Consider the following 23,506-nt stretch of genomic DNA (forward strand, 5'->3'; position numbering starts at 1 on the left):
ACAAGCAACAATGTTAAGCCTGCACTCTTGCGCGCCGCCCCTGAGCACGACTTCGCCCGTCCGTTCACCTTCTCTTCCTCACCGATGACACACAACGCCTGGTTCTCGTCGCATCTTCCCATGTCCAGCACGCGCATGCGCCTGGTGTGCCTGCCCCACGCGGGCGGTGGCGTGGCGGTTTTTCATCCTTGGAAAAAGGACTTGCCGGCCGATATAGAGATGTGCCCGGTCCAGCTGCCGGGACGCGACTCGCGCTATCACGAACCGCTGCGTACCGATGCGCTCGTCATGGTCGAGGAAATCGCCGAGCAACTGGTGCGCGCGCCGCGCGCCGAGTCGCTGGTCATCTACGGCCACAGCATGGGTGCGACCCTGGCCTACGAGCTGGCGCGCGCGCTCGGCGCACGCGCGCTCGCGCCCGACCTGGTGATTGTCTCGGGCCGCCCGGCGCCGCAGCGCCAGTCCGGCACGGGCGAAGCGCTGCACACCCTGCCGGACGCGCAATTTATCGAGAAGCTGAACGAACGTTACGGCGGCGTCCCGCAAGTCTTGCTGGACGATCCGGAATTGATGGCCTTCTACCTGCCCATCCTGCGCAACGACCTGCGCCTGGTGGAAACCTACCGCCACCATCCGGGAGCGGCACAGGATTGGCCGCTGATCGTGTATGGCGGCCTGGAAGACCGTTCGGTCGGGCGCGACGGCCTGGCCGAATGGGCGGCCGTGACCAGCGGGCCGTTCCGCCTGCACATGCTGCCCGGCGACCATTTCTTTTACCAGACCCGGCGCGCCGCCTTCCTCGACCGGCTCGCAACCGACCTGGGCCAGTTCCGCCTCAATCGCCGCTGAAGCGCGGTTCGCGCTTGTCGCGAAATGCCTGCAGCGCCTCGTTCAGGTCGCGGCTGAGGAAAAAGTTGGTATTCCACTGCGCCACGTATTCGAGGCCGTCTTCCTCGCTGTGCTCGTCCGCGTGGTCGAGCACCTGCTTGACCCCTTGCACGGCCAGCGATGAATTGGCGGCGATGGTGCCAGCCATGCGGCGCGCCGCCTCCATCAGCGCGACGCGGTCGGCGAACACCTCGTTGACCAGGCCGACGGCCTGGGCGCGCTGGGCGCCGATCATATTGCCGGTAAACGCCATCTCGCGCACAAAACCGCTGCCGCACAGCCGGCCGATGCGCTGCAAGGTGCCCAGGTCGGCCACCATCGCCATCTTGGTTTCCTGGATCGCCAGCATGGCGTCGGCCGCAGCCAGGCGGATATCGCAGGCGCTGGCCAGATCGAGTCCGCCGCCCAGGCACATGCCGTGGATGGCCGCGATGACCGGCTTGGGGCAGCGCCGCACCGCCGTGAAACACGCCTGGAAATCGCGGATGATCCGGTACAGCACGCGGTTGCGCGCGGCCGTGCTGGTGCTGGCGCCGAGTTCCGGGATCAGCCCCATGGCCTCTTTCAGGTCGAGGCCGACGCTGAATACCCGCCCTTCGGCCCAGATCAGCACCACCGACACGCTCTCGTCGTCGGTGACGGCCGCGAAGGCGCGCGCCAGTTCGGCAAAGAACAGCGGCTGCATGGCATTGAGGCTGCCGGGATTATTCAGGACGATCTCGGCGACCGCCCCATGGCGCTCCAGCCGGATCAGGCGGTAGGATTCAGACATGGTGACCTCTTTCTGGTTGGCTCAGGGCGATGCGCCCGACGATCTGTTGCAGGTGCGCGGCGGCGGCGCCCATCAGCGCTTCGGCCACCGCATCGACATGGCGTCCGCGCCACGGTTCCAGCGGCGTGCCGCGCACCCAGGCGTTGAACGCGCCCATCGCCGGGCCGCAGTGGATCTGGTAATCGACCCGGCCGGAGGGCGCGCCGGACATCGCCAGCCGGTTGCTGTGCACGTAATACCAGCGGAAGATCATCGCCATCTTTTGCTTGGGACAGGCTTCGGCGCGCGCGATTTCGGCCGGCGCCGCGCGCGCGTAGTGGGTCTTGGTTTCTTCCCACACCGCCTCGAAACTGCGGCCGTGGAAATAAGTCTGTTCGATGGTGCGGCGCGTGCCCGCATCGAGTTCGTCGATCGAGGCCAGCTGCCGGTACAGCTCATACAAGCGGTTGGCGCGGGCGGCGAACAACACGCCTTTGCGCAGCACCTGGATGCGCGCGCCGATCTCGAACATGTCGCCGGCCGGGGCCATGTCGCAGTCCTGCGAGCCGGCGGCGGCCAGCAAATCCTTGACGGCGTCGCTGGTGTCGGCCTCGATCGTGCATTGATTGATCGACCCGGTCAGCACGAACTCGGCCCCCAGCACGAAGCCGGCGGCCAGCGCGGCCGGCGTGCCCATGCCCCCGGCCAGCCCCACGCGCGGGCGCGCCAGGTAACCATGCCGCGCCTGCGCGGCGTCGCGCAGGCGCAGCAGCTCCGGGATCAGCACCGAGGCGACCCGCTTGTCGGTGTGGCCGGCCGAATCGGCCTCGCCGCACAAATCGCTGGCCAGCGGAATGCGCGCGGCCAGCGCCGCTTCCTGCGCGGTCAGGCGCCCCTCGGCCAGCAACGCGGCCACCAGCGCGGGCGGGGGCGGCGCCAGGAAGCGTTCGGCCACCTCGATGCGCGACGCCTTGCCGAGGATGTGATGGCGTGCGCGCACGCGGCCGTCGGCGTCTTCGCTCAGGCCGCTGCAGCGGTAGCGCACCAGGGCCGGCGTGATGTCGATGAAGGCGGCCGCCTCGATCACGCGCACCTGGTGCCGGAGCAAGAGGTCGACCAGCTCATCTTCCAGCGACGGCATCAGCATATTGTGCAAAAAATTGACGCCGAACGGGGCGCCGGCCGGAATGCTGGCGCGGATTTCGGTCAGCGCGGCATCGATCGCTTCGAGGCGCTGGCCGCCGGAACCGTAAAAGCTGAGCAGGCCAGCCCTGGCCATGCGCGCCACCAGCGCCACGGAAGCGATGCCCTTGACCATGGCGCCGCACACATAGGCATAGCGCACGCCGTGATCGCGCAAGAATGCCGGGCTGCCCAGGCTGGCGGGATGGATCGTCGCGGTATTCATCAATTGGCGAACGCCGTGCTCTGGCGGATATTCTGGATCAGCCGGGTCAGCACCGCACCCGGCCCGACCTCGACGAACTCGCGCTCGCCGCGCCGGATCAGGTACTCCACGCTCTCGATCCAGCGCACGCTGCCGCTGACCTGGCGCAGCAGCGTTTCGCGCAGCGCATCGGCGGCGTAAGGCAAGGCGGTGGCGTTGGCGACCACCGGCGTGTGCGGCGGCGAAAACGCCAGCGTGTCCAGGAAGCGCGCCAGCTCATCCTCGGTCGGCTTCATGTAGCGCGAGTGAAACGGCGCGCTCACGTCGAGTTCGACGACGTGCCTGGCGCCGGCCCCGCGCAGGCGCGCGCCGGCCGCGGCCAGCTCGGCCTTGGGACCGGCGATGACGGTCTGGTCGTAGGCATTGTAGTTGGCCACGTCGAGCGCGCTGCCTTCGACGGCGCGGCGCACCTGCGCCGGTGTCAGTCCGATCACGGCAGCCATGCCGCCACCGCCCACGCGCGCCATCAGTTCACCGCGTTTTTGCACCAGCCTCACCCCCGTGGCGAAGTCGATCGCGCCGGCGGCCCACAGGGCGGTGATTTCGCCCAGGCTGTGACCGGCGAAAAACGCGGTCGGCGGCGCGCCGCGCGCCAGCCACGCCAGCGCGCTGACCACGAACAGCGCCGGCTGGGTGTACTGGGTCTGCGACAGTTTGCCGTCGGGGTTGTCGCGGCATAGCGCGGCCAGGTCGTAGCCGAGGATGGCCGAGGCTTGCGCCGTTTCCTGCGGAAATTGGGCAAACAGCGCCGCACCCATGCCCACGTGTTGGGAGCCTTGTCCCGGAAAGATAATCGTCATTTAGGTTCCAAATCTGGTGTCGATACGTTCGCGTACTTCGCTGCCGGCGAAGGTCGTCTCGTGCATGCGCCGTTCCGCCGCCACCGTGCCCGGCAGTGCTGCGCGAATACGCTCCGTCAGGTGCCGCTTGAGCAGCACCAGCGATGCGCGCGGCTTGTCGGCGATCTCGCGCGCCAGGCGCAGCGCCAGCGCGACCACGTCCTTGCGCCTGGCCACGTGCACGCCGACGCCGCGCCGCGCCAGTTCGCCGCCCTGGTAGCCGCCGGCCGTGAGCAGCATTTCGGCGGCCAGCGCGCTGCCGAACTTTTCAGGCAGGATCAGGGTCGCCCCCATCCCCGGCGTAAAGCCGTATTTCATGAAGTTGGCGCTGTAGACGGCTTCCTCGGCGAGCACGATCACGTCCGCAAACAAGCCCATTACGAGGCCGCCGCCAAGGGCGTGGCCCTGCATGGCCGCCACCACCGGGATCTCGCAATCGAGCAGCAGGCGGTACAGCGGCATGTCGTCGAAGCGGATGCGCTGCTCCACAATGCCGATCAGCTCGTCACGGGTGCCGCCGGTGCAAAACACATTGTCGACCCCGTGCAGCACGATGACATGGATGGCCGGATCGGCCTGGGCCTGGTCGAGCGCGTGCGCCAGGCCAACGACCAGCTCGTGCGTGAACTGGTTGCTGTTGGCGCGGTCGGCCAGTTCGATGAGCGCGATATGCGGCGCGGGAAAATGCAGGTGAACCACGGAACTCATGCTGTTTTTCCTCCCCAAAGGCCGTGTTCGATCAGCTCTCGCGTACGGTCGAGGCTGCCAGGTTGTTGCATGAGCGCGGCGATGCTGGCCACGGCCAGCTGCTCGTCGCGGTCGGTAATCGGTGCGAGCTGCCCCATGTAGTGCTTGAGCGTGGCCACCGCCGTCTCGGGAATGCGCTCGACCGACAGCACCAGCCGGCGCAGCGCCTCATGTCCCTGCGGCGCCAGCTGGTCGGCCAGGTGCAGTTCGACGGCGCGGCGCGCATCGATCTTGTGCGCCGTCAGGGCCAGCATCTGGCTGTTGTGCGCGCCCAGGCGGCGGATCAGGAACGGCAGCACGCACGCCGGTATCAAGCCGAGCAGCACTTCCGGCAGCCGGAAGCTGGCCGCCTCGGTGCAGATCACGTAGTCGCTGGCCGCGACCAGACCCACGCCGCCGGCCTGCACGGCGCCTTCGACCAGGGCGACGATGATGCACGGGCTGCTGGCAAACCGGCGCAGCAGCCTGAAATACTGTTGCGCCGCCTCGGCCGGCGCGCAGCTGGCGCTGCCGCCCAGGTCGGCCCCGCTGCAAAACACCGGGCCATTGGCACACAGCGCCACCACGCGCACCAGCGGATCGGCCTCGGCCTGGTCGAGCGCCGCGCTAATCTGGCCGAGCAAGGCGGCGTCGAGGGTATTGTTGGCGTCCGGCTTGTCGAGCGTGATGGTCAGCAGCCGGCCCTGCTTCTGGAGTTTTACGCCCATCGGTACTCCCGGTGGTAATCCTTGATACGGTCCAGCACCAGCAAGCCGCGTCCGCGCATCAGGCGTTCCCAGTCGAGCGATTCCGGCTCGGCGTCGCGCACGCCGAAGCGCAGGCGCTGCTGGGTTTCCAGCAGGCGCTCGTACTCGGCCATCGACAGGGCATGGCGCGCATCGAGATGGGCGCCGATGTCGAGCCGGGCGATGGCGCGCTGCGAGGCGGCCGTGGCCACGGCGCTGTAGAACTCCGAACAGCATCCTGAGCCGTAGGAAAACAAGCCCACGCGCTTGGGCGCGTCGTCGAAGCGCCCAAGCGCCAGGATCCCGGCCAGCGCCAGGAACACCGTGCCCGAATAGATATTGCCGACCCGTGCGCAAAAGCGCAGCGACGGTTCCAGCCGGCGCAGGAAATCCTGCTCGACCAGGGCCGGCGCCACCCGTTCGAATTTGCGCATCATGGTGCGGTGCGCACCCTTGGCCATGCCGCCGAACGGCGTGTGCACGGCCAGGTAGTCGAAACTGCCGAAGCTGGTGCCGGGCGCCTTGCGCTGATACGCCAGGAAGCTGTTTTCCATGCATTCCAGGTAGGTCAGCAGCGACAGGTCGGCGTCGCCGGTTTCGATGTCCGGGGTCGGACGGCAGGAATCCATCACTTCGAAGCCGTAACAGCCGCTCAGCCCTTTTTCGATCTCCACCAGCAGCGGCTGGTCGCCGATCAGCATGGCCACGCCGGCGGCGCCCTGCGACGGCTCGGCGTAGGTATGCGGAATCGGGCGCGCCATGTCGGTGGTGATGACCAGCGACTTGGCTCCCGGCGACAGGCCGGCGTGCGCATGCGCCAACGCGCTTTGCAGGGCCGCCGTGCCGCCGTAGCAGGCGTGCTTGACCTCGAAGGTGCGGCAGTTGCGGCTCAGCCCCAGCGCCTGGTGCACATAGGTGGACAAGGGCTTGCCGAAGTCGACGCCCGATTCGCTGGCCACGATCAACTGCTCGATGCGCTCGCGCTGCTGCGGCCCCAGGCGGTCGATCACCGGCTTGGCCGCGTTGACGGCGAAGGTCACCGCGTCCTCGAACGGCAGCGCCACGGTTTTCTCGCGCATCAGCAGGTTTTGCATGCGCTGCACGTCCAGCCCGCGCGCCGTCGCCAGCACGTTCACGTCGAGCGCGGCGCGGCCGACGTACACGCCCATGTCTTCGATCCCGGCCCTCATGCGCGGCTCACCGCGACGCAGGTGTTGAAGCCGCCGATGCTGAAACCATTCGACAGCGCCGCATTGATCGTCAGCGGCGCGCTTTCGCGCCCGGCAAAGCGCAGGCGCGGGTCGATCGCCTCACTCAGGCGCGGATTCGGATGGACGAAGTTGTCCCGCATCTGGATCACGGTGGCCACCAGTTCCACCACGCCGGCCGCGCCGATGGTATGCCCGGTGATGGCCTTGGTGGAATTGAGCACGGCCCCGGTCCCCACGGCCTGGGTAATGGCGGCGCATTCGGCGCGGTCGCCCGTCGGCGTGCCGGTGCCGTGCGTATTGATGTAGTCGATCTGGCTGCCTTCGAGGCCGGCGGCGGCCAGCGCGGCGCGCATCGCCGCCGCTTCGCCGTCGGCATTGGCCTCGGTGCCGGCATTGCCATCAAGGACAATCGACGCCCCGGCCAGGCGCGCCAGCGACTGCGCGCCGCGTGCGCCGGCGCTGTCGGCGCTTTCGAGCAGGACTGCGGCGGCGGCCTGGCCGTAGACGAAGCCCAGGCTGGCGCTGTCGAAGGGGATCGACGCGCGCGCCGGGTCGCTGCCCTCGGGCGGCGCGGCCAGCGCGCCCAGGTTGGCAAAGGCGAGCATCTCCAGTTCGGAAAAATCGCTCATGGCACCGACCACCAGGCAGGCGCGCGCGGCGCCGGAGCGGATCAGGGTCCAGCCCTGGAACAGGGCGGCGTTCCCGCTCGCCATGCCGGCGCCGGTGGTAAACCCGATCCCGCCCAGGCCGGCGATTTCGCTCACCGCCGCCACCACCGTGCTGTCGAGGAAACTGGCGGCGTAGCGCGGATTGACGTACGCCGGGCGTTCCATGAAGCGTTCGTAGGCGTCGGCAAACTGGGCCTGGTGCAGATTACTGCCCGCCACCACGATGGCGCAATCGCGGCCGCTCCAGCGCCCCGATTGCAGCGCCTCGAGCGCGGCGGCGCAACTGGCCTGCAGCGCCGCCGGCCGGCCGCGCAAGACCTGGCGCGCGCGCTCGTCATCTAACGCGGAGTCGCCCCGGTACAGCGCGGCCGGAAAACTGCGCCCCGAACGCGCCAGACGGGTCCAGCCGAAAACGCCCTGCCCGCTGCGCAGTGCCGCGCCGAAGAGCGCCACGTCGGGCGCCACAGCGCCCTGAAATCCCATGCCTGTCACAATCACCCTCATGCCTGCCCCTCCACCAGCACCGCGCCGGCACGCCGGCGCAGGTGTATCAAAAATACCTCGACCAATGAGGCGATATCCTGCACCCCGGCCAGTTCGGTCGGCGCGAATGTCAGCTGCAAGTCCTCCATGGTGCAAATCGCCACCTCCACCCGGTCCAGCGAATTGGCTCCCAGCTCGTGCAGGCTGGCGCCCATGGTGATGCGCGCGCCGTCGACGTGCGGCAAGATGCGCCGAACGTGTTCGCGCACCTTGCTGAACACCGCCTGCGCCTGCGGCTCGATGAAGCCGATGACCTGCTGGGCCACCGCGCCGATGGCCGGCTCCAGCCCGAGGCAAAAGTGGTCGGTATCGATCGCCGCGATCTGCGGGGCCTCGCCCAGCCAGGTGCTCCAGCCGTGATCGGGCTGGTCGTCGTCGATTTTGACTGCCGCCAGGCCGAGCGGACTATCGGGTCCGATGAAGCTGTGACGGTTGCGGATCATGATGGTATGCATGGGACAGGGTTCCGGGTTGTAATGATCGAGCAAGGGCGCACACTGGTTCGCCGTAGCCAGTAAAGGTGCGGTGAGCGCCGCCAGCTCGCGTTCGGACAGGCGCACGTCGCGCGTGCGTTCGAGCAGCGCGCCGACCACGGTGTTGAGGAAGCCATCCCACGAAGCGGCGCGCAGCGAAGCCAGCGCGGCCGAACCGGGGGCAAAGGCGTCGAGCAAAATCAGCGCCCTGACCTGCTCTCCGGCCTGCACCAGCTGACGTCCCATCTCGAAGGCGACCGCGCCGCCGAACGAGTAGCCACCCAGGATGTACGGTCCGCGCGGCTGGATGCGCCGCACTTCCGCCAGATAGGCGCTGGCCATCGCTTCGAGCGTGGCGAACGGCGTTTCACCGGAGTCGCCCGCGGGTGCGCGCAGCGCGTGCAGCGGCCACGAGGCCGGCAGGTGCGCGCCCAGGCGCGTGACCCAGTCGGTTTCACCGAGCACGCTGTGGACCCAGAAGCTGCGCGGTCCGCCGCCGGCGCCGTTGATGGCGATCGAACTGGCCGGCGCCTGGCGTGGCGCGGCCGGGGCTCGTGCGCCGCGCGCCGACAGTTCGGCGGCCAGCAGCGCGATGCTGTTATACCGATGCAGCAGCGTGGCCGGCAAGGCGCCGAAACGCGGCTCGAGCTTGTGCAGGATATCGATGGCGACCAGCGAATCGACGCCATACACGTCGAACGGGGCGTCATTATCGAGTTCGTCGTCGAGCGTGCGCAGCACGCCGGCGACGACCGCGCGCACCGCGTCCAGGTCGGCGCCGCCGTGCGGCGCCTGCGCGGGCGGCTCCACTGCCGGTGCCGGCGCCGCCTCAGGCTGCGGCGCGAGCAGGCGGATCACCGCCACCTGTTGCTGGTCCGAGGCGACGATCCGTTCGATCGCCTCGACCGCGTCGGCCAGCGTGACCGAACCGACGCCGTGGCGGCGCGCCAGCGCGCGATGGCGGTCGGTCGCGACCACGCCCACATCACCCCAGAAGCCCCAGTTGATGATCTTGACCGGCCAGCGCCGGCGCAGCGCCAGCGCCGCCGCTGTGGCGTCCTGCAGCGTGCTGGCGGCCGTGTAACTGGCCTGGCCCGCGTTGCGGGTGAACGAAATGGTCGACGAAAACACCAGCAGCCAGTCGAGCGCCACGGCATCGAACGCCTGCGCCAGCATGCAGGTGCCGCGCCCCTTGGCGCGCAGGGTGGCGCTGAAGGCATCGTCGTCCAGCCGCGCCAGGGTCTGGTCCTGCAGGGCCAGCGCCGAGTGAATCACCCCGTGCACCACGCCCCAGCGCGCCAATGCGGCGTCGCGCGCCTGTTCCAGCGCGGCCAGGTCGCCCAGGTCCGCGCGCAGGTAGATCGCTTCGCCTCCGGCCGCCATGATGGCGGCGATGCTGGCGTCGATGGCCGCATCGGCCGGGCGCCGCCCGACCAGGGCAATGCGCGCCTGATGGACTTGCGCCAGGTGGCGCGCCAGCGCACCGCCGATGCCACCGCCACCGCCGACGATCAGATACACGCCGGCGCGGCGGAACGCCGGCTGACCGGCCGCTTTCAGCGCCAGCGGGTCGAGATGCTGGGCGTAATACTGGCCGGCGCGCCACGCGGAGCTGCCGGGAGCAGCCTCGTTCACGAGAGCCGCCACCGCCGCGCCGGCTGGGCCGTCCTGCCCGGGCAGGTCCAGGTGCGCCACGCCAACAGCGGGAAACTCCTTGGCGAGGACGCCCGCCAGGCCGGCCAGCGCGGCCGCCTGCGGCATGATCGCGTCGCCGTCGAGCACCCGGTAGATGCCGTTGGTGAGCACCACCAGTTCGGGCAGCACGCGTTCGGCCAGCACCCAGGCACGGACAAAGCGCACCAGCGACAGCGTGGCCATGTCCTGGAACTGGTCGAGCGCCACGCCTTCGGTGAGCGGCTCCCCGGCCAGTCCGGCCATGAAGACCACCCGGCCCAGGTCGGGCAACGCGGCGGCCAGTTGCGACCAGTCGGACAGCGAACGGTGATCGATTTCGAGCGGGCTTACTCCCTCCGCGCCGGGGCGCCAGCTTGAACCGAGCAAGACCTGGGTGACCGCCCCTGCCCCGGCGAGGTGCACGCCAAGGCCAAGATCGATCCCGGCGTGCAGGACCAGGGTATGCCCGGCTGTCGCGGCGCGTGCCGGCGGCGCCGCGGCGGCGCGCCACTGCGGGCCGAAGTAGGAGGCGGCGTCGGCGCCGGCGTCGCGGCGCGGCGGCAGCGAGCTGAAACCGCTGATCTCGACCAGCAATTCGCCCTCCGGCGTGACGATGGCAATGTCGAAGCTGGGCGCCTCGCCCTGGCGCAGCGTAGCGATGGCCAGGCAACCGGGCACCAGCGGCCCATGCTGCACCAGGCTGTCGAGCAGGTAGGGCAGCATGGCGTCGGCCGCGCTATCCTGGCCCAGTGCGAAGCCGATTGGCGTCTGCAACGCCGCGTCGAGCACGCGCGGGTCGAGCGTGTAGCGCGCAAAGTCGGCCGGCACTTCCAGGCGCGCGATGACCCGCTGGCGGTCGCGCCGCAGCGAGGTAATTCCGCGCAAGGCGCCGCCATATTCCAGGCCCAGGCTGTGGAAGGCGGCGTACACCGCTTCGCCGCTGAATTCTTCCGCGTGGTCGAGCTGCAAGTCGATACGGCGGGCAGCGGGCCGGTCGATCACGACTACCCGGCCACGGCAATATTCACTGTCGAAGACAATGTCGTCGGCGTCGGGCCGGAAGCGCATATTCATGGCCTCGGCCGGCGCGACGAATGGCCGCGTCCAGACCACCTTGCGCAGCGCGATGATGCGCGCACCCGGCGTGAGCAGCCGCGCCGCACAGGCCAGTGCGATCTCGACGTAGGTCGCCCCCGGCAGGGTCGGGGTGCCGGCGATGACGTGCTGCGCCAGCAGTTCGTGGTGCGCGCTGAACTGCTTGCGCGCGGTGGCCGTGGAAAAACTGTGCTCCAAGCTGTCGATCAGCGGATGCACCGCTTTTTCCGGGACCCAGAAGCGCCTGCGCTCGAACGGATAGGCCGGCAGCGACACCACCTGGCCGGCGCCTGGCGCGAGCATCGTGTCGCTCGCGGCGCCGCTGGCGCGCAGCGCCACGATCAGGGCGGCGCGATCGGCGGCATTGACCACGCGCTGGTGCGTGTGGCGCGTGCGCCGCTGCGCCAGGGTATGGGCAATGTCGGCCAGTGCCACATCGCTGCCGCCATCCTCCAGCCAGTCGGCCAGGGCGGCGCAGCTGCGCCGCAGTGCCTGCGGCGTGCGCGCCGAGACCACGAAACTGAGCGGTCCGGCCGGCATTGGCGTTGCCGCCGGCGCCGGCCACTCTTCCAGCACCAGATGCGCATTGGTGCCACTGAAACCGAAACTGCTCACCGAAACGCGGCGCGCCACGCCGGCCGGCGGCACCCAGTCGCGCAAGACCTGGTTCACATAGAACGGAGAAATCGCGAAGTCGATCTTCTCGTTCTCGTTCCGGCAATGCAGCGTCGGGGCCAGCTTGCGCGCCCGCAGCATCAGGACGCTCTTGATCAGCCCTGCTACACCGGAAGCCGGCAACAGGTGTCCGATATTGCTCTTGACGCTGCCGATAGCGCAGAACTGCCGGTTTGCCGTGTAGTTGCGGAACGCATCGGTGAGCGCATCGACTTCGATGGGGTCGCCCAGCTGGGTGCCGGTGCCATGCGCTTCGGCACAGGTAATGGTCGACGGATCGATGCCGTAGCGCTCATACACGCTCATGGCCAGCGCGGTTTGCGACAGCGCGCTGGGCGCCGTCATGCCATTGGTGCGGCCATCCTGGTTGATGCCGCTGCCGCGAATGACGGCGTAGACCCGGTCACCCTGCGCCAGCGCGTCGCCCAGGCGCTTGAGGACCACCACGCCGACTCCCTCTCCCGGCACGAAGCCATTGGCGCCGGTGTCGAAAGTCTTGCAGTGTCCTTCGGGTGAGAGCATGCGCGTCTGGCACGTCAACAGGTGCATCTGCGGCGTGATCATCAACGACACGCCGCCGGCCAGCGCCAGGTCGCATTCGCCGTTGGCCAGCGCCTGCGCGGCCAGATGGGTCGCCACGAGCGACGACGAACATGCCGTGTCGAGCGACACGGCAGGCCCCTTCAGGTTCAGGAAGTAGGCCAGGCGGGCGGCGAGAATGGAACTCACATTACCCATGCCGAACTGCGCGCCAGCCTCGGAATCGGGGTCCATCAGGCGGAAGTAGTCGCCCTGCCCGGCCCCGGCGAACACCGCGCAGCGCATGCCCGAGAGCGCGCTGTCGGGCATGCCGGCGTCTTCCAGTGCCAGCCATGCCTGTTCCAGGAACAGGCGCTGCTGCGGGTCCATCCACTCGGCTTCCTGCGGCGAGATCTTGAAGAACAAGGGATCGAACTGGTCGACGCCATCGATAAAGCCGCCTTTGCGGCAGTAGGTCTTGTGCGGATACAGCTCGTCCACCGACCAGCGCTCGCGCGGCACGTCGGTGACCGAATCGACACCCGCCGCGAGGTTGCGCCAGAACGCGTCCAGGTTGTCGGCGCCGGGGAAGCGCCCCGCCATGCCGACGATGGCAATGTCGGTCGGGCGCACCTCCGGCGTGGGCACGGCGGCCACTTGCGGCGCGGCGGCGGCAGGCAGCGGCGCTGCCGCCGTCATGCTGTCGACCCAGCCGGCCAGTTCGCTCAGGCGCGAATAATCGTACAGGCGCGTGGCGCGCAGGTCGATGCTGAAGCGGTCTTGCAGCTTCTTGGCAAATTCGACGGCCAGGATCGAATCGAGTCCCAGTTCGACGAAGGGCGCGTCGTCGGCGATGTCGTCGCGCTCGAGGTACAGCAACTCGGCGAGCATGGCGCGGATATCATCGAGGCTGCGGGCAGGCGCGGCGGGCGATGGCGACGGCGGCGACGGCGGCACTGGCGCCACCGGCTGCGGATCGGGCGAGCCCGGGGTACCGATATGGGCGGCCAGTTCCGCCACGCTCGAATGGTCGTACAGGCGGCTGGCGCGCAGGTCGATGCTGAAGCGGTCCTGCAGCTTCTTGGCGAATTCGACCGACAGAATCGAATCGAGCCCCAGGTCGACGAAGCGGGCATCGGCGGCGATCTCCTGCGGTTCCAGGTACAGCAGCTCGGCCAGGATGGCACGGACCTCCTCCAGCGGGCCGGGGCCGGCCAGCACGGCGGCCGCCGCAGCTGCGCCGATCGTGATGGCCTCGGCCGGTGCGGCCGTTTCAGCCGCCGGCACGGAAGGCCGCTGGTGTCCCTGGTCGAACCAGACGTGTTTGCGCTCGAATGGGTACGTGGGCAGCGATATGCGCCTGCCGTGGATGATGGGAGGCAGGCCGGCATGCGCCGCCAGGCTTGCCCCGCCCAACCATGCGCGGCACTGGTTCAGCAGGTCAATGGAGGAACTGGCCTGCAGCGTGATCCGATGCTCGAACTGTTCACGCCCGTTTTGCAGCGTGAATACCAGGTCGCGCCAGCTCACCGGCGCGCTGTCGAGGTGCTCGCACAGCCGCACCACGGTGGCGCGCAAGGCGTCGGCGCTCTTTGCCGACAGCGGCACGGTGGCCGCGAAGTCGGGTGCCGTATCGACCGGCACCGGCGGCGCCGATTCCAGCGCCACGTGGGCGTTCGAGCCGCCGAAGCCGAAGGCGCTGACGCCGGCGCGCAGCACGGCGCCGTTCCAGTCGCTGCCTTCGGTCATCAGGCGAAATGGCGAGCCCTCCAGTTTCAGGTACGGGTTGACCTGCTTGACATGCAGCGTCGCCGGCAAGCGCCGGTGGCGCATCGCCATCAGCACCTTGATCATGCCTGCGACGCCTGCGGCCGGTTCGAGATGGCCGATATTCGATTTGATCGAACCGAGTCCGCACGCGCCCGGCGCGAGCGTGACGCCCTGCTCACGCGCCAGGGCATGAAACGCGCTGGTGAGCGCTTCGACTTCGAGCGGATCGCCCAGCTCAGTTCCGGTGCCATGCGCTTCGACATAACTGACGCTGTCGATCGGCACGCCGGCACGCTTCCAGGCATTGAACACCAGTTCGGCCTGGGCCTGCGGATTGGGTGCGGTGAGCGAGCTGGCCTTGCCGCCGTGTCCCTCGGCGCTGGCGCGAATGACGCCGTAAACATGGTCGCCATCGGCCTGGGCACGCGCCAGGGTTTTCAGCACCAGCACGCCCACGCCTTCGCCCTTGACATAGCCATTGGCCGCGCTGTCGAAGGTTTTGCAGCGCCCGTCCGCCGAGAGCATGCCCAGTTGGGACGCCAGCACGTAGGTATCGGGCGAGAGGATCGCGCTCACCGCGCCGGCGAGCGCCAGTTCGCATTCGCCCTGCTGGAGCGACTGCACCGCACGGTGCACCGCCACCAGCGAGCTGGAACAGGCCGTGTCCACGGTCTGGCTCGGGCCACGCAGGTCGAACCAGTACGACACCCGGTTGGCCAGCATGGTCTGGGTATTGCCGAGGGCGGCCTGCGCCCTGGCCTCGCCGGCGTCGCCGATGAGACGCATGTATTCGTTGGGCTGCGCTCCCGCCCACACCCCCACCGCCTGTCCGGCCAGCGTGGACGGGCGAATCCCGGCATCCTCCAGCGCCGACCAGGCATGCTGCAGGAACAGCCGGTGCTGGGGATCCATGAACACCGCTTCGCGCGGCGACATGCCGAAAAATGCGCTGTCGAAGTGGCCGATGTCCGGCATGAAGCCACCCCAGCGCGATACCGACTTGTCATGTTCGCGCCCGGTGCTGGCGTGGTAGGCGCGCCAGTCCCAGCGTTGCGCCGGTACTTCGGTCACGCAGTCGTCACCGGCGGCCAGGTGTTCCCACAGCGCGGCGATATCGGTCGACTGCGGGAAGCAGCCGCTGATGCCGACCACCGCCACCGGCTCCGGCTTACCGGCAGCGGGCTTCGCGGCCGGCTCGGGTGCAAGCGCTGGCTGCGCCGGCGGGGTGGCCGCGACACGTTCTGCCTCCCACGAAGGCTGTAAATGGGCGGCCAGGGCGGCCACGCTCTGGTGCTGGAAAAACGCCGTCGGCAGGATCGGCACGCCGAGTTCCTGCCCCAGCGCCGAAGCCAAATCCTTCATATACAGTGAATCCAGACCCACCTCCGAGAAGCGCGACGCGCGTGTGAGTTTTTCGGCCGGCAAGCGCACAATGCGCGCCGTGCACTGAAGTACGATCTGTTCGAGCGCATCGATCCCGGCGTCGGCCTGCAATGCCGGCATGGCGACGGCCTGGCGTGGCGCCAGCGCCGCCTCGATTCGCCCTATGTCGCCGCAGGCGACGGCGAGCACCGGCGCCCCCGGGGCCAGGGCCTGTCCCAGGAGGCGCAAGGCACTGTCGCTGCGCAGCAGGTCGAAACCGCTGCTGGCGACATAGCGTTCCTGGTCGCTGCCGGCCAGCCCCATGCCGCCATCGGCCCAGAGCGGCCAGTGGATCGCCACGCTGCGTCCGGGGCGGCGCAACGCCCGCCATTCGGCAAACGATTCCAGGTAGCGGTTGGCGCTGGCGTAGTCGCACTGGCCGAAATCGCCGATCAGGGCCGACAGCGATGAAAACATCACAAAAGCGTCGAGTGGCGTGTCGCGCGTGAGTTCGTCGAGAATGCGGGCACCCTCGATTTTCGGCGCCAGTACCGCGCGCAGCGCGCTTTTGTCGGTCAACAGCGCTGGTTCGATGGCGCCGGCGGCGTGCACGATTCCATGCACGGTGCCATGCCGAATACGGATCGCATCGAATAGCTGCTGCATCGCGGCGCGGTCGGTGACGTCGGCGCCGATGAATTCGATATTGCGTCCCGGCGCTTCCGGCGGCGCATGGCGGCTGGTGACGATCACGCGCGCATCGCACTGATCGACCAGCCAGCGTGCCACCTGCATGCCGATGCGCCCCGTCCCGCCGGTGATCCACCACACGCCGTCGCGGCGCAGCGGCGCTTCGCCGCGCGGCAGGGTCATGGGCACGACCGCGTGCAGCGAGCGCGCGCCGTCGATATGACGCAGCTCGGCGCCATCGACGCCGGTTTGCAGTTCACGGGCGATGGCCGCCAGCGCATCGCCGTCAACCTCCAGGGTTTGCCACAGCATATGCGGATGCACCGTCCGCAGCGAGTGATGCAGCGCCGCGCTGGCTACGGCGGCATGCTCGCCGTCGCGGTGCAGTACCAGCACGCGCCGGGCCTGTGGCGCAGCGCGTGCCACTTCCAGATACGCGTCGAGGCGATCGAAGCAGCCGGGCATCATGGCGATCGCGCTCGCCGAATGCCAGTCGCGCCCGACCGGCACGGCCAGCAGCGTGCCAAGCCGCGCAAGGTCGGCGTCGCTGCCGCCAATCAGGCACAGCGACGCTGGCGGCGCCGCCGGTGTGCCCTCCTGCGCGATCCAGCGCCGGCCGAAGACGTGCACGCGCTCAAGCGCCGCAGGTTTGGTCGCGGGCTCCGAATCGACCCAATAGCGCTCGCGGCTGAACGGATAGCCGGGCAGCGGCACGCGGCGGTGCGCCGCCGCCGGGTACAGCGACTCCCAGTCGAGCTGCTCGCCGGCCAGGTAGCGCGCGGCCAGCGCATGATTGGCCGCGGCGCCCAGCACGGCGCGATGGGCGTGGTGCTTGCGGCAGGCCCCGAGCGTGTAAGCGATATCGTGCGGATCGTGACGCTGGCCTTCGCCGGCCAGCCAGGCTTGCATCTGTTCCACCTGCTCGCGCAGCGCGCTCTCGCTCATGGCCGAGACGACCAGCAGGGACGCATCGCTGCTGCGCGCCGGCAGCGGCGCGCGGGCCGGCGCCTGCTCGATCACCACATGCACATTGGTGCCGCTCAGGCCAAACGCGCTCACGGCGGCCCGCAGCGGCGCGGCCGGCCAGGCCTGACGCGCGGTTGCGACGAAAAACGGACTGTTGGCAAAGTCGATGGCGCCGTTGGCGCGCTCGAAATGCAGTGATGGCGGAATTTCGCCGTGCCGCATCGCCAGCAATACCTTGATCAATCCGGCGATGCCGGCGGCCGGGCCGGCGTGGCCGATGTTGGTCTTGGCCGAGCCGATGGCGCAGAACTGGCGGTCCTGGGTCGAGTGCCGGAAGGCGCGCGTCAAGCCTTCAATCTCAAGCGGATCGCCCACACGGGTACCGGTGCCGTGCGCTTCCACGTAGCCGATGCTGCGCGGGTCGATTCCGGCGCGCTGGTACACCTCCGTCTCCAGCTCGGCCTGCGAGCGCGCGCTTGGTGCGGTGATGCCGTTGCTGTGTCCATCCTGGTTGGCCCCGGATGCGGCTATCACACCATATATATAGTCACCATCGCGCAGCGCCGCCTCCAGCGGACGCAGTACCACGGCGCCCACCGCTTCGCCGGGAACGAAGCCGTCGGCGCCGTCGTCGAAGGCGCGGCAAAGGCCGTTCGGCGTGAGCATGCCGAGGCGGCCGGTCAGGTGATGAAAGCTTGGCGTGGTGCTGACGAAAACGCCGCCGGCGAGCGCCATGTCGCACTCCCCGCTGCGGATACTCTGGCACGCCAGGTGCACCGCCAGCAGCGACGACGAGCAAGCCGTGTCGACCGACAGCGCAGGCCCGCGCAGGTTGAGGAAATACGAAATGCGTGCGGCCAGCATGGAGACCCCGTTGCCCAGGAAGGCCTGCGGCTGGAGGTTTTGCGAGTCCATCTGGTGAATATAGTCGCCCGCCCCGGCGCCGACGAACACGCCGCAGCGCCTGTCGTCGAGCCATGAGGGAGAGTAGCCGGCGTCTTCCAGCGCGTGCCACGCTTCTTCGATGAACAGCCGCTGCTGCGGATCGGTGAACTCCGCCTCGGCGCCCGACATGTGGAAAAAGGCCGGGTCGAATTTATCGATATCGTCGAGAAAACCGCCCCACTTGCACGGACTCTTGCCCGGTTTGGACGGGTCGGCGTCGTAGTAGCTGTTGACGTCCCAGCGTTCGGCCGGGACTTCGCCGGTGCGGCAAACGCCGTCGCGCAGATCGCGCCAGAACGCGTCGGCATTGCGCGCGCCGGGAAAGCGTCCCGCCAGGCCAACCACGGCGATGGCGGCGGACGCGCGCGCCGGCTCGGCACTCGCCGGAACAATAGCAGCCGGCGCGGCGGCGGCGATATGCCGCGCCAGTTGTTTGACGTTGCTGTAGTCATACAGCACGGTGACCGTCAGGTCGGTCGCACAACTGGCGTTGACGCGCTTGACGAGGTCGAGCCCGGAAATGGAATCAATACCCAGCTCGGAGAAACGGCGCTCCGGATCGATATCGGCGGCGCCCACGCACAGTACCGCCGCCAGATGGCGTGCGATCACGCGCTCGAACTGCGCCACGTCGGCGCTGGCCGGCGCAACGGCGGCGACAGGCTGCACGGGCGCGCTGACCGCAACCGGCGCCGGCGCCAAGCGGCTTTCAGGCGCGCGCGCGGTGGCGATAAACACCGCCTGGGGCGCGTCAGGCTCGGCCCGAGCCAGTTCCACCCGGCCGAAACATTCCGCCAGCGCGGCGCGCCAGCGAGCCTCGTCGAGCAGGGGCGAATGCGGCAGGCGCGCCGCGACGTCGTCGTACAGCCACCAGCCGTCGGTCAGGCCGAAAGTGAGGGTCGAGAAATCGAACACCTGGATGCTTTCGTTGAGCAGCAGTTCGCCGCCCTCGCGCAGCAGGCTGCGCACATTGCGCAGACTGAGGCCGATGTTGCGCGTCGCGTGCAGCACATTCGAGGCCAGCGCCAGGTCGAAGCTGTTCTCGTCGATGCCCTGGGTTGAAGGCGCGCGTTCGACGTCGTAGGTGGTGAAGCGGGCAAACGGATACTGCGGCCCGAGCTCCGTCTTGGCCTTGTGAACCAGGCCGGCGGACAGGTCGCTGAAGACAAAATCGACCCGGCCGGCATCGGCTGCCAGTGCCGCCAGCACCGCCCGCGTGGTGCCACCGGTACCGGCGCCCACCTCGAAAATGCGAACACGCTCGCGTTGTGCCAGGATTTCCCGGACCCGCGAGAGCAGTGCCTCCACCACGCGGCCGTTATAGCGGTCGACGATCGGATTGTCGCGGTACAGCGGCGCCACCAACTCGGTCGAGCCGCCCGGGAACAGCACTTCGGCCGGGTTTTTCTCGCCCGCCAGCACGGCCGGGTAGTGCGCCAGGCACTGGTCGATCAGCGTGGCGAACGGTGCGCCCCAGCCCGTGATCGGCCCGCCGTGCGCTTCGACCGGCTTGGCCGCGATGGCTTCCAGCGCCGCGCCTAAGCGTGCATACTTGGGCGCCACCTTCAGATTGAGACGGCCGTCGGGGCCGAAAAAGCGGCGCAGCGCGGCGCGCCCATGGTTTTCGACCGCCGCAAAGGCGGCGGCGATATCGTCGTCCCCGGTCGACGCCAGGAGGCCCATGCGCGCCAGCGTGGCGGGATCGACCTTCATCGGCATCATCTGCGGCTGGTCGCTGGACAGACATGCTTCCAGCGCCGCCAGGCCCTCCTCCACGCCGATTGCGCCGATCCCGTGTTCGAGCGCGCGCTGGCGATGCAGCGGCGTGGCCACCGCGCCGACGTCGCCCCAGAATCCCCAGTTGACGACCCGTACCGGAAACGAAGCGCGCTCCCGCAGGTCGAGGGCGATGGCATCCTGCGCCATCGACGCTGCCGCGTAGTTGGCCTGGCCGGCGTTGCCGAAGAACGAATTGGCCGACGAAAAAAACGCCATGAAGTCGAGCGCCTGTCCGGCGAACAGTAGCGCCAGATTGGTGCTGCCGGCCAGCTTTGGTGCCAGCACCGCCCGCAGCGTGGCGGCATCCATGTTTTTCATGCGCACGTCACGCAGCACCATCGCTGCATGGAACACGCCATTGATCGCGCCGCAGCGCGCCCGGGTGTCGGCGACGATGGCGGACAGCGCCTCCGCGTCGGTGATGTCGGCCTGGCGATAGACAATCGCCTCGGGCAGCGCCAGCGTCAGGGCACGTCGTCCCACCAGCACCACGCGCGCGTCGTACTGGCTGGCCAGGTAGCGGGCCAGCACCAGGCCGATGCCGCCGGCGCCGCCAGCGATCAGGTACACGCCGCCGCGCCGCAGGCGGCTGGCCGCGTGCGCCGCCGGCACATGCTCAATCAGCGTGCGGCGGTAGCGCTGGCCGGCGCGCACGGCCAGCACCTCGCCGGCTTGGGTGGCCGGCGCTTCGTTCCACGCCGCGCCCGGATCATCCGACTCCATTGCGCACACCCGCAGGTGCGGCTCCTCGCGCGAAACCGTCTGCGCAAACCCCAGCAGCGCGGCGCCCTGCGGCGGCGCGCACACAACCACCGGCAAAGCTCGCGCGCCATCCTGCGGCAAGGCTTGCAGCAGGTGCAGCAAGCCGACCAGGTCGCGCTGCGGGTCGGCGCGCCCACCGAGGAAAATAACCCGTTCGATCGGTTTGAGCTGCGCCACCAATTGCGCAAAGGCCGCCGGCAGCATCGCATCCACCTGCCACTGCCCCGGTCCGACCGACAGGCTGTGCTCACCCAGGACCACGTCAAGCAGCTGCCCGGCGGGCGCCGCATCGAAGCTCACGTCGGGCGCGCGCACCAGCAGCGTCAGGCCCGGCACAATCGCGTCGCCCACTGGCGCCGGAGCGGCAATCCATTCCGGCCGGTAGTAGCGCAAGGCCGGTTCGCCAGAGCGCTGCGGCGCGGGTGCCGGGTGCAGCTCCGCCACGCCGAATTGGGTCAAGCTAGCCAGCACCGCGCCGGCTTCATCGACAAACGTCATCTCGAAACTGCGCGCGCCGGTCAGGCGTACGTGCGCGTAGCAGATGGCCGGAAGGGGCGAATGTACCGCGACCGCGCCGATCGACGCGGGCACCAGCACCGCTTGCGAGGTTTGCGCCAGCAACGCCATGGCGGCCTGGAAGGCGCCATCGACCAGCGTGGGGTGCAGCGTGTAGTAGCCGATGCTGCGCGCTTCTCCCGGCGCCAGCTGCAACTGGGCCAGGGCCTCGCCCTCGCCCAGCCAGAGCCGCTGCAAGCCACGGCAGTAAGGCCCGAGCACGACGCCGGCGCCGTCGAAGCGCGCCAGCAGCGCCGCGACGTCGACGCCGGCGCCGTTCAGCCATTTGTCCAGATCGAGCGCCTTTCCCGCTGCGCCACTCGCGGCCACGGTACGGCCGCTGGCGACCGTGATGCCGGCGCCGAGGATTGAAAAGGCGCCGTCGGGTTGCAGGCGCAGTTCGACGCTGGTGGCCTGCGCATCGATGTGCAGCGGGCTGCGCAAGACCACGTCGGCGAGCGCGCGCGCGCCGGTGGCGGCCAGGGCCAGCTCCAGGAAACAGGCGCCCGGCACGATGTGGCGGCCGAGAACCCGGTGGTCGCGCACGAATGGCAGGCTGGCATCCCACAGGCTGTGGAAGCCGTCCGCCCCCGCGTGGTCCAGCAGCGGATGCGGTGCGCTCGTCAGTTTGGGCTTGGTCGACACGCCCAGCGCGTGCTTGCGGCGTTCGAAGCAGTAGGTCGGCAGGCCGATGCGCGGCGGCGTCTGGGTGCCGAACTGCTCGTCGGCGCGCGGCAGCGCGGCATCGGTGTCGCCGATGGGTGCGCGCAGCAAATCAATCAGCGCCGTGCGGGTGGCCGCGTGCAGTACCACCCGGTGCGCATGATGATCGCGCCCGGTGAGCAAGGTCCAGCTCACCGAATCGAGGGGTGCCTCGGGCCGCTGTTCGAGCCAGCGCGCCAGCGCAAGGCAGTTGTGCTCCAGTGCCGTGCGGGTTTTGGCCGACACTACAAATGGCAACGTCTGGTGGCGTACATCGGCGCGCACACGGGCCGGCGCCTGGGCGATGACCAGGTGCGCGTTAGTGCCGCTAAAGCCGAACGAACTGATTGCCGCGCGGCGCGGCGCACCGGCGGTCGTGGGCCAGGGCGCGAGCGTGGTATTGACGTGGAACGGCGTCGCGGCGAAGCCGATAGCCGGATTCTCATGCTCGAAGTTGAGCGACGGCGGCAACTCGGCTGCCTCCAGCGCCTGGAGCACCTTGATCATGCCGGCCATGCCGCTGGCGCTCATGGCGTGCCCGATGTTTGTTTTCGACGAACCGATGGCGCAAAAGCCACGGGCAGCGGTAAATTTGCGAAACGCCGCGCTGAGCGCTTCAATTTCGATCGGGTCGCCCAGCGCGGTACCGGTGCCGTGCGCCTCGACATACCCGATCGTCGCCGGGTCGATGCCAAACTTCTCGTACACTTCGAGCGCCAGGGCCGTTTGCGATGGCGCGCTCGGCGCCGTGATGCCGTTGGTGCGCCCATCCTGGTTGATCGCCGAGCCTTCGATCACGCCGAGGATATTGTCGTCATCGGCCAGCGCGCGGTCGAGCGGCTTGAGCACGATCACGCCCACGCCTTCGGCCGGGACGAAACCATCGGCGCTGCGGTCGAAGGTGCTGCAGGCGCCCTTCTTCGACAGCATTCCCGCCTTGGAGCCCGCCATGTAGAAATTGGGCGTATTCAGAACGCACACGCCGCCGGCCAGCGCCAGGTCGCTGGTGCCGAGGGCCAGGCTCTCGCAAGCCAGGTGAATCGCCACCAGCGACGACGAGCAGGCCGTATCGATGGCCACGCTGGGGCCTTTCAGGTTCAGGTGGTAGGAAATGCGCGCCGCCAGGATCGAACTGGCGTTGCCCATGAAAGCGTAGGCGTCTGGCTTGATACCTTCATCGGATATCTGGTGGATGAAATCGCCGCCGGCCACGCCCGCGAAAACGCCGCAGCGCACGCCATCGAGCCTGGCGGACGTCATGCCGGCGTGCGCCAGCGCGGCGCTGGCCTCTTCCAGGAACAGGCGCTGTTGCGGGTCGATCAGTTGCGCTTCCTTGGCGGAGATGTTGAAGAACGCACAGTCGAATTCATCGATGCCGTCGACCAGGCCGCCGCGCTGGCAGAAATCCTTGCCGCGCGTCTGAGGATCGGCCTCGTACAGCTGCGCGAGGTCCCAGCGCGACGGCGGGATCGGTCCCACGCTGGAAACGCCATTGCGCAGGTTTTGCCAGTACGCGTCGGCGTCGTTCGCGCCGGGGAAGCGGCCCGACATGCCGATGATGGCCACCGGCTGGCGCCCCGCCGGTGCCGGTGCCGGAGCCGTGGCGGAGGCGGAGGCGGAGGCGTGCACGTTGCCGATCAGGTTCATGGCCTGCGCGGCGCTCAGTTCCTTGCGCGCCACCATGCGCAGGACGGTTTCTTTAAATGTAGTCATGTCTGCC

At 68.9% G+C, this 23,506-nt stretch carries 9 protein-coding genes; 1 reads left to right on the forward strand and 8 read right to left on the reverse strand.

Features of this window, described 5'->3' with window-relative positions:
* Window positions 1-27 precede the first annotated feature (27 nt).
* Window positions 28-849, forward strand: a complete 822-nt coding sequence (locus PO883_RS10415) for a thioesterase II family protein (RefSeq protein WP_289309695.1) — start codon at window positions 28-30, stop codon at window positions 847-849.
* On the opposite strand, the gene PO883_RS10420 is transcribed toward PO883_RS10415, so the two are convergent.
* The 8 genes from PO883_RS10420 to PO883_RS10455 are packed head-to-tail and all read right to left on the reverse strand — an operon-like array spanning window position 836 to window position 23,499.
* A complete protein-coding gene (locus PO883_RS10420) occupies window positions 836-1,660 on the reverse strand; it encodes a crotonase/enoyl-CoA hydratase family protein (protein WP_289309696.1) in 825 nt (274 codons plus the stop codon). The genes PO883_RS10415 and PO883_RS10420 overlap by 14 nt on opposite strands.
* Window positions 1,653-3,047 carry a PfaD family polyunsaturated fatty acid/polyketide biosynthesis protein gene (locus PO883_RS10425; protein ID WP_289309697.1) on the reverse strand — a complete coding sequence of 465 codons (1,395 nt, stop codon included), beginning with the start codon at window positions 3,045-3,047 and terminating at the stop codon, window positions 1,653-1,655. Before PO883_RS10425 ends, PO883_RS10420 begins: the two co-directional genes overlap by 8 nt.
* Window positions 3,047-3,886, reverse strand: a complete 840-nt coding sequence (gene fabD / locus PO883_RS10430) for an ACP S-malonyltransferase (protein ID WP_289309698.1) — start codon at window positions 3,884-3,886, stop codon at window positions 3,047-3,049. The genes PO883_RS10425 and fabD overlap by 1 nt, the downstream gene beginning before the upstream one ends.
* Window positions 3,887-4,633: a polyketide synthase gene (locus tag PO883_RS10435; RefSeq protein ID WP_289309699.1), complete on the reverse strand. Its 747-nt coding sequence runs from the start codon at window positions 4,631-4,633 to the stop codon at window positions 3,887-3,889.
* Window positions 4,630-5,379, reverse strand: coding sequence for an enoyl-CoA hydratase-related protein (locus tag PO883_RS10440; RefSeq protein ID WP_167088755.1), 750 nt, complete (start codon window positions 5,377-5,379; stop codon window positions 4,630-4,632). Before PO883_RS10440 ends, PO883_RS10435 begins: the two co-directional genes overlap by 4 nt.
* Window positions 5,370-6,587: a hydroxymethylglutaryl-CoA synthase family protein gene (locus PO883_RS10445; protein ID WP_289309700.1), complete on the reverse strand. Its 1,218-nt coding sequence runs from the start codon at window positions 6,585-6,587 to the stop codon at window positions 5,370-5,372. The genes PO883_RS10440 and PO883_RS10445 overlap by 10 nt, the downstream gene beginning before the upstream one ends.
* On the reverse strand, window positions 6,584-7,780 hold the full coding sequence (locus tag PO883_RS10450; RefSeq protein ID WP_289309701.1) for a beta-ketoacyl synthase N-terminal-like domain-containing protein: 1,197 nt from the start codon (window positions 7,778-7,780) through the stop codon (window positions 6,584-6,586). The genes PO883_RS10445 and PO883_RS10450 overlap by 4 nt, the downstream gene beginning before the upstream one ends.
* Window positions 7,777-23,499: an SDR family NAD(P)-dependent oxidoreductase gene (locus PO883_RS10455; protein ID WP_289309702.1), complete on the reverse strand. Its 15,723-nt coding sequence runs from the start codon at window positions 23,497-23,499 to the stop codon at window positions 7,777-7,779. The genes PO883_RS10450 and PO883_RS10455 overlap by 4 nt, the downstream gene beginning before the upstream one ends.
* Between the last annotated feature and the right edge of the window lie 7 nt (window positions 23,500-23,506).

It is taken from the genome of Massilia sp. DJPM01 (assembly GCF_030348125.1).
In the GTDB taxonomy this organism is placed as follows: Bacteria; Pseudomonadota; Gammaproteobacteria; order Burkholderiales; family Burkholderiaceae_D; genus Telluria_A; species Telluria_A frigida.

Coding starts and splice junctions, on each gene's coding strand:
- PO883_RS10420 (WP_289309696.1), bottom strand. CDS start 1,660: ATGTCTGAATCCTACCGCCTGATCCGGCTGGAGCGCCATGGGGCGGTC.
- PO883_RS10425 (WP_289309697.1), bottom strand. CDS start 3,047: ATGAATACCGCGACGATCCATCCCGCCAGCCTGGGCAGCCCGGCATTC.
- fabD (WP_289309698.1), bottom strand. CDS start 3,886: ATGACGATTATCTTTCCGGGACAAGGCTCCCAACACGTGGGCATGGGT.
- PO883_RS10435 (WP_289309699.1), bottom strand. CDS start 4,633: ATGAGTTCCGTGGTTCACCTGCATTTTCCCGCGCCGCATATCGCGCTC.
- PO883_RS10440 (WP_167088755.1), bottom strand. CDS start 5,379: ATGGGCGTAAAACTCCAGAAGCAGGGCCGGCTGCTGACCATCACGCTC.
- PO883_RS10445 (WP_289309700.1), bottom strand. CDS start 6,587: ATGAGGGCCGGGATCGAAGACATGGGCGTGTACGTCGGCCGCGCCGCG.
- PO883_RS10450 (WP_289309701.1), bottom strand. CDS start 7,780: ATGAGGGTGATTGTGACAGGCATGGGATTTCAGGGCGCTGTGGCGCCC.
- PO883_RS10455 (WP_289309702.1), bottom strand. CDS start 23,499: ATGACTACATTTAAAGAAACCGTCCTGCGCATGGTGGCGCGCAAGGAA.